Origin of the sequence: Desulfuromonas sp. (genome assembly GCA_002869615.1) — a bacterium.
Classification (GTDB): Bacteria; Desulfobacterota; Desulfuromonadia; order Desulfuromonadales; family UBA2294; genus BM707.
Map to the genome: position 1 here is coordinate 1 of PKUH01000005.1, position 6,925 is coordinate 6,925.

A 6,925-nucleotide genomic window follows, 5' to 3' on the forward strand; every position below is an offset into this window, starting at 1 on the left:
TCAGGGAACGACAGTGACTGACGGATTGGAATCTGCGCAGCGAGGGAACCTGATCATCAGGCGGGTGAGCTGGGGTGTCTTTCTTTTGCTTGATAGGGAGACTGCTAGTTGGGGACACTTCCCGTAGTCCAGGGAAGTGTCCCCCGAAGACTGAATGCAGAAAGAACCGCGCGGTCGCGGCCGCGCACTCCGCCATACTCTTTTATTAAGCCATAAAAGAGTATGCAGAAAACGGCTCCCTTGCCGGGGGCTTTTTTGTGCGGTCTGGATTGTTTCTGTTCAATTGTGTTGCCGGGGAGTTTGCCTTGAGGCAAACACGCAACGTCTCCGTGGCGGTTGCGGTCGGGCTGCTGTTCAGTGATCGCGGTGCCAGAGGGCGACCTCAAGAGCAACGGGGGTGAGTCAAAATCATCAATGGATTCGCCCTTCGGCTACTTCGGCGAGCTCAGTACAAGATAACTCAGGACAGGCGATCGGAGTTGTAAAGCTGACGGGGACACTTCCCGTAGTCGAGGGAAGTGTCCCTGAAGAAAGAAGGAAAACCATCAGATCCCCAGATAAGCCTTCTTGACCTCCTCATCATTGAGCAGGTTTTCGGCCGTATCGGAAAGGGTGATCGCGCCATTCTCCATAACATAGCCGCGGTCGGCCAGTTTCAGCGCCTGGTTGGCGTTCTGCTCAACCAGAAAGATGGTCGTTTTCTGTTCCTCGTTGATCTTCTTGATGGTCTCAAAGATCTGCTTGATAATCAGCGGTGCCAGTCCGAGCGACGGCTCATCGAGTAACAGCAATTTCGGCCGCGCCATCAATGCACGCGAGATCGCCAGCATCTGCTGTTCGCCACCCGACAGGGTGCCGCCCATCTGGCCACGACGCTGCGCCAGAATCGGGAAGAGATCGAACATCAGCTCCATATCCTGCCTGATCGCGTCCTTGTCGTTACGCAGGTAGGCACCCATTTCAAGGTTTTCGAGGACCGACATATTCGGAAAAATACGCCGGCCTTCCGGCACCTGGACAACGCCGAGGGAGACAATCCGGTCGCCACTTGTCTTCTGAATCGGGCTGCCCATGAACAGGACCTCGCCGCTTTTCGGCGGTACGATCCCGCTGATCGACATCAGGGTCGTTGATTTGCCGGCGCCATTGGCACCGATCAGGCAGATAATCTCTCCTTCACCGACATTGATCGAAACATTCTTCAGGGCCTGGATATTACCATAATAAGTATTGATGTTTCTCAGCTCAAGCATAGTCTATCCCACCGCTTCTTCGCCCAAGTATGCCTCGATAACACTCGAATTGTTCCGAATTTCCAGGGGCGTTCCATTGGCGATCTCCTTGCCGTACTCCATGACATAAATCCGGTCGGAAATATTCATCACCAGTTTCATGTCGTGTTCGATCAGCAGGATCGCCATCTTCCCTTCATTGCGAATCCGTTCAATCAGGGCATCGAGGTCATGCGTCTCCTGCGGGTTCATACCGGCCGCCGGTTCATCAAGCAGCAACAGAAACGGATCGGTCGCCATCGCCCGGGCGATCTCGAGCCGGCGTTGGGCGCCGTAAGGGAGATTGCGGGCAAATTCGTTGGCAAACCGCTCGAGACCGACCTTCTGCAGAAGCTGGTAACTTTTCTCGACGGTCTCTTTTTCCTGCTGCATGGTCCTTTTGCCGCGCAGGATGGCGCCAATGATATTGGTTGTCGTGCGGCAATGGCGCCCGATCATGACATTTTCAAGAACCGTCATCGCCGGAAACAGACGGATATTCTGGAAGGTCCGGGCCATGCCGATCTCGGTAATCCGAAACGGCGAAACCCCGTTGAGCCTGCGGCTCTCGCCTTGCGGCGGATGCGCCAGAACTTCGCCCCCGGTCGGCTTGTAAATGCCGGTGACGCAGTTAAAAAACGTGGTCTTGCCGGCGCCGTTCGGCCCAATCAGGGCAACAATCTCGCCGGCACAGACGTTGAGTGAAACCGAATCGACGGCGCGCAGGCCGCCGAAGTCCATGGTCAGCCCCTTGACTTCGAGCAACGGCTTCATGACGGGCCCCCTTCGGTGGCAGAATCATCGGGGTTATATTCATAGCTGCGCCGGACGTTGGCAATCAGCCCCTGGGGCCGGAAAATCATCATCAACACCATCACGGCCCCGAACGCCAGCATGCGATAGTCGGCAACAGCCCGCAGGTACTCCGGCATCAGGATCATCACCAGGGCGGCGATGATCACACCGACAATCGAACCCATGCCGCCGAGGACGACAATCGACAATACGATCGCCGACTCCATGAAGGTGAAGCTGTTCGGATGCAGGTAGGTGTTGCGGGCGGCAAAGATCACGCCGACCACCCCGGCCCAGAAGGCACCGAACGCATAGGCTGACAGCTTGGTCCTCGCCATATCGATACCCATGGCGACGCAGGCGATTTCATCCTCACGCAAGGCCATCCAGGCCCGACCGATCCGTGAATCCTTGAGCCGGTTGGTAATGAAGATCGTAAAGACGACCAGGGCGATCATCAGGTAGTAAATATAGGTGGTAACAGCGTCGATCCCCATTTCGATGCCGAAGAAACCGGGTCGCGAAATATTGGCAATCCCCTTGGCGCCGCCGAACAGACCTTCGCCGTTGAGGATCACGACATGGGCGATGGTGGCAAAGCCGAGGGTGACAATGGCGAGATAGTCGCCACGCAGCCGGAGAATCGGGAAACCGAGGAGAATACCGAATATAGTCGCGACCAGCCCGCCGATCGGCAAAGCCGGCCAGAAACCGACGCCGAACTTGCTGTTAAGAATGCCGTAAGTGTAGGCGCCGATGGCAAAAAAAGCGACATAACCGAGATCGAGCATGCCGGCGAGGCCAACATTGATATTGAGACCGAGACCGAGTACGACAAAAATCAGGGCCAGGACCATGATGTTGACCTGGGAAATATTGAACAGCAGCGGGAAAACCAGAAAGAAAACAGCGGCAATTATGATCAGCGGCCGGTAGACCTTCGGTTCGGAGAACAGGCGCTCGGTCAGGGAGGCGGCCTGGGTGTCGCTTTCAGCATCGTCGCTTTTGGCCTGTGACGCCTTGCGCTCCATCGCCCAACGCCAGACGAAGGAGAGAGCAAACGAGCCAATGCCGACCCAGAGCATGTTCATCCAGCGCCACTCGACAACATCCTTGAGAGTATTAACCTTGACTACGACAAACGGAAAGGTGAGAAAGATGAACCAGAGGGCGATGCCGAACGATTTTTTGATATCCTGTACCATTGACACCCCCTAAACCTTCTGCTTGACGGTCTTGCCGAGAAGACCGGATGGTCGCAGGGTCAGAATCAGCACCAGCAAGCCGAAGGCAAAGACATCCTCGTAAGCGCTTGAGATGTAGCCGGCGGCGAAGGCCTCGGAAAGTCCGAGAATCATCGCTCCGAGTACCGCTCCCGGGATATTGCCGATGCCGCCGAGGACGGCGGCGGTAAACGCCTTGATGCCGGCGATAAAGCCGATATAGAAGTTGATTTGGCCGATGTAGGAACCGACCAGAACACCCCCGATCGCGGCGAGCACCGAACCGATAATAAAGGTCATGGAAATCACCCGGTCGACATTGACTCCGGTCAGGCGGGCCATGGTCAGGTCCTGCTGGGTCGCCCGCATCGCCTTGCCGATCCGGGTGTACTTGATCAACAGAGTCAGGCCGACCATGGTGATCGCGGTAACCACCAGGATAATCAATTCGGCTGACCCGATGATATGAGCGACCGGCTCCATGAAAGCGAATTCCGGGACCAGTTGCGGAAACGGCAGAAAATCGGGCGTCTGGGCGAGCAGAACATAATTCTGCAGGAAGAGCGACATGCCGATGGCGCTGATCAGCGGCGACAGTCGCGGCGCGCCGCGCAGTGGCCGATAGGCGATTTTTTCAAGGGTATAGCCATAGGCGGCGGCGTAGATCATGGCGATCAGAGCGGCCAGGATCAGGATTGAAACCCCGCTGAAGCCGTAAATGGTCAGCACCCCGGAGACGATCAGTGCAACAAAGGCGCCGATCATGTAGACCTCGCCATGGGCGAAGTTGATCAGCTGAATAATGCCGTAGACCATGGTATAGCCGAGGGCGATCAGGGCGTAGATGCTCCCCCGCGTCAGGCCGCTGAAACAGAGTTCAATAAAATAATCCATAAATTCTTTCCCAAGGATTTTAATACAGGGTTCGGCCTGTCAATATTAAGGCTGACAGGTCCACTTGGGTACAATGGTCTGACCAGAAAAGTCAAGGCCTTTCTGGCTAGGGCTTAAACAAATCAGGGGACAGGCCCGAGGCCTGTCCCCTGAGGGTTGGTTCAAGATAAAAGATTACTGCACTTCGGCGAACGCGCCATTCTTGACCTGGTAGACCGAGAAGCCGACGCCGACAGCATCACCTTTGGCATCGAATTTTATCGTGCCGACCGCGGTATCAACCATTGAACTCTTCAGGGCCTTTTCGATACCGGCCATATCGGTTCCACCTGACACCTTGATGTCGTTGAGGACCGCCTGCATCGCAGCGTAGCCCTGGTCGAAGAAGGTTCCCGGCTCCTTGCCATATTTTTCCTGGTAGTCGGCCCGGGCCTTCTTGTTCTCGGCATATTTGGAGACATCCATCGGACCGGTGGCATAAACGCCCTCGGCATTCTTGCCGGCGATTTCGAGGAAACCATCACCCTTGATGCCGTCCGGACCAAGGAACGGGATCTTGACCCGCTTTCTCTTCATCAGGCCGATCAACTTGGAGGCTTCGGGATGATAGCCGCCGAAAACGACCGCATCAGCCCCGACCCGCTTGAGCTTCTGGATAAACGCCGAGTAATCGATAGCGCCCGGGGTAATTCCCTCATAGAGAACGACCTTGGCCTTGCCGGTCTCTTCAATGAACTTTCGCGAAAAATCAGCGAATCCCTTGCCGTAATCGCCCTTGTCATGGAGGATGGCAACCTTCTTGGCACCGAGGTTGTCGATGACAAAGTCAGCAGCCAACTTGCCCTGCTCGTCATCAGCAGCGATGGTGCGGTAGAAATTCGGATAGTCACCGCTCTTGGTCAGCGGCGGATTGGTTGCCGAAGGAGAGATGGCGATAACACCCGCCTCCTTGTAGATACCGAGAGCAGCCTTGGTCGCTCCGGAGCAGACGTGACCGATGACAACCTTGGCCCCTTCAGAGACCAGGTTGGTAGCAACATTGACTGCAATCTCCGGCTTGCACTGGTCATCCATCGCGACCAGCTTGACTTTACTACCGTTGATGCCGCCAGCGGCGTTGACCTGCTCAACGAGCAACTCGGCCGCTTCCTTGGTCGGAATGCCGTAAGGGGCGAGATCGCCGGTATGCGGTCCGGCGACACCAACAACGATCTCATGATTCTTGGCGAAAACCGGGCTGGCCAGCATGGCCATAGCTACAATCAGGACAACCGAAAAAAACTTTTTCATTTTTGCCTCCATTGAATGGAATATTTTTAGCACAAGCAAACAACTTGTGCTCACGAACGGACATTAAACTTAGCGAAAGAATCGGGCTTGGTCAAGCTGTATATCTTCAAAAAGGCGCAACCGACGAAACGGATTTTTTCTTTATTTTGACCAATCAGACAACCTTTCTGCATTGATCTTTTTTTGGCCATGTCAAACTTCATGCAGCTTGTTGCCGGCTCAGGAATATGCTATTAACTTGCCGCGATGAGATCAAACCGGACAAACAAGCGAAAAAGCACCTTCCGCGAGGGGGTGGCCGCCGCCTGGCCGATCTGTCTCGGCTATTTCCCGATCGGTATGGCTCTCGGTGTACTCGGCCAGAAGGCGGGGCTGGGACCCTTATGGATCGGTCTGATGTCAGTCATAGTCTTTGCCGGATCGGCCCAGTTTATCGGTGTCGCGATGATCGACGGCGGCGCCTCGGCAGCTTCGATTATCGTGACGACTTTTGTTGTCAATTCCCGCCATTTCCTGATGAGTTCGGCGCTGGCTGTTCCGCTCAAGGGCGTCCGCAGTCTCTTTCTCTGCCTGTTCGCCTACGGCATTACCGACGAGAGCTTCGGGGTCAACATGACCCGCTTCCGCAAAGGGGACTGGGACAAATGGAGGGCCCTGATTGTTCATCACACCGCCAATACCACCTGGATAGCAGCAACCATCCTCGGCGCCCTGATCGGCACCCTGATTCCGGAAGGTGCGTTCGGCATCGACTATGCCCTGCCGGCCATGTTTATTGCCCTGCTGGTGCTGCAGCTTCAGGGTCGGGCTTATATCTTCACCGGCATCCTGGCGGCGGTCACGGCTATTATCTGGAAACTTCTGGTCCCGGGAGAGAGCTATATCGTCGCCGCGGCTGTCATCGCCGCCACCGGCGGTTTTATCGTCCGCCGTCATCTGCGACGCAAACGGGAGGCCGCGGCATGACCTTCCAGGATTACCTGTTACTGCTTATGGGTATGGGTCTCGTTACCTACCTGCCGCGACTGTTGCCGCTATTGTTCCTGTCGCAGCGGCAATTGCCGCAATGGTTGATTGACTGGCTCGAGCTGATCCCGGTCGCGATTCTTGCCGCTCTGCTGGCACCAACTCTGACAGTTGATCCGAACAACACGATAAACGTGTTGCGCCCCGAGTTCTGGGTGGCGATTCCGACCTTCCTGTTTGCGATCAGAACGAAGTCGCTCGGGGGGACGGTGCTGATGGGGATGGGGCTGTTCTGGGTGGCAGGGATGGCTTAATTATATCAATTCACCTGGTGAGGTTGCTGGCACCTTCCGACCCTTGACGGGGACACTACTCGAAGCTCAGGGAAGTGTCCCCCTGAAGACAGAAGACAGGAAGAACCGCCGGGTCCCGGCCCGGCAGCCGGGTTCATTTCTTTATTGAGCGATAAAGAAACGAACCAAAGAA

Annotated in this window: 7 protein-coding genes; 2 read left to right on the plus strand and 5 right to left on the minus strand. The window is 55.8% G+C overall.

Annotated elements, in window-relative coordinates; translation table 11 throughout:
• Positions 1-545 precede the first annotated feature (545 nt).
• The 5 genes from livF to C0623_01345 all read right to left on the minus strand — a co-directional run bounded on the left by livF (position 546) and on the right by C0623_01345 (position 5,473).
• Entirely contained in the window at positions 546-1,253 is a 708-nt protein-coding gene (livF, locus tag C0623_01325; protein ID PLY03529.1) for a branched-chain amino acid ABC transporter ATP-binding protein, read from the minus strand.
• A 3-nt stretch (positions 1,254-1,256) separates the two neighbouring features.
• Positions 1,257-2,045, minus strand: coding sequence for an ABC transporter ATP-binding protein (locus C0623_01330; GenBank protein PLY03530.1), 789 nt, complete (start codon positions 2,043-2,045; stop codon positions 1,257-1,259).
• Positions 2,042-3,271, minus strand: a complete 1,230-nt coding sequence (locus C0623_01335; GenBank protein ID PLY03531.1) for a branched-chain amino acid ABC transporter permease — start codon at positions 3,269-3,271, stop codon at positions 2,042-2,044. Before C0623_01335 ends, C0623_01330 begins: the two co-directional genes overlap by 4 nt.
• 9 nt (positions 3,272-3,280) lie before the next feature.
• Positions 3,281-4,183, minus strand: a complete 903-nt coding sequence (locus C0623_01340; protein ID PLY03532.1) for a branched-chain amino acid ABC transporter permease LivH — start codon at positions 4,181-4,183, stop codon at positions 3,281-3,283.
• A 174-nt stretch (positions 4,184-4,357) separates the two neighbouring features.
• The gene (locus C0623_01345) at positions 4,358-5,473 is read right to left on the minus strand and encodes a branched chain amino acid ABC transporter substrate-binding protein (protein PLY03533.1); all 1,116 of its coding nucleotides are present in this window, start codon (positions 5,471-5,473) and stop codon (positions 4,358-4,360) included.
• 246 nt (positions 5,474-5,719) lie between these two features.
• On the opposite strand from C0623_01345, the gene C0623_01350 reads away from it, so the two are divergent.
• Together C0623_01350 and C0623_01355 are read left to right on the plus strand one after the other, a co-directional pair.
• Positions 5,720-6,439: a branched-chain amino acid ABC transporter permease gene (locus tag C0623_01350; protein ID PLY03534.1), complete on the plus strand. Its 720-nt coding sequence runs from the start codon at positions 5,720-5,722 to the stop codon at positions 6,437-6,439.
• Positions 6,436-6,753 (plus strand): AzlD domain-containing protein, encoded by a 318-nt coding sequence (locus C0623_01355; GenBank protein ID PLY03535.1) that lies wholly within the window; start codon positions 6,436-6,438, stop codon positions 6,751-6,753. Before C0623_01350 ends, C0623_01355 begins: the two co-directional genes overlap by 4 nt.
• Positions 6,754-6,925 lie beyond the last annotated feature (172 nt).

Excerpts from the sequence above, each read along its gene's own strand:
- livF (PLY03529.1), bottom strand. The coding sequence starts at position 1,253 with ATGCTTGAGCTGAGAAACATCAATACTTATTATGGTAATATCCAGGCC.
- C0623_01330 (PLY03530.1), bottom strand. The coding sequence starts at position 2,045 with ATGAAGCCGTTGCTCGAAGTCAAGGGGCTGACCATGGACTTCGGCGGC.
- C0623_01335 (PLY03531.1), bottom strand. The coding sequence starts at position 3,271 with ATGGTACAGGATATCAAAAAATCGTTCGGCATCGCCCTCTGGTTCATC.
- C0623_01340 (PLY03532.1), bottom strand. The coding sequence starts at position 4,183 with ATGGATTATTTTATTGAACTCTGTTTCAGCGGCCTGACGCGGGGGAGC.
- C0623_01345 (PLY03533.1), bottom strand. The coding sequence starts at position 5,473 with ATGAAAAAGTTTTTTTCGGTTGTCCTGATTGTAGCTATGGCCATGCTG.
- C0623_01350 (PLY03534.1), top strand. The coding sequence starts at position 5,720 with ATGAGATCAAACCGGACAAACAAGCGAAAAAGCACCTTCCGCGAGGGG.
- C0623_01355 (PLY03535.1), top strand. The coding sequence starts at position 6,436 with ATGACCTTCCAGGATTACCTGTTACTGCTTATGGGTATGGGTCTCGTT.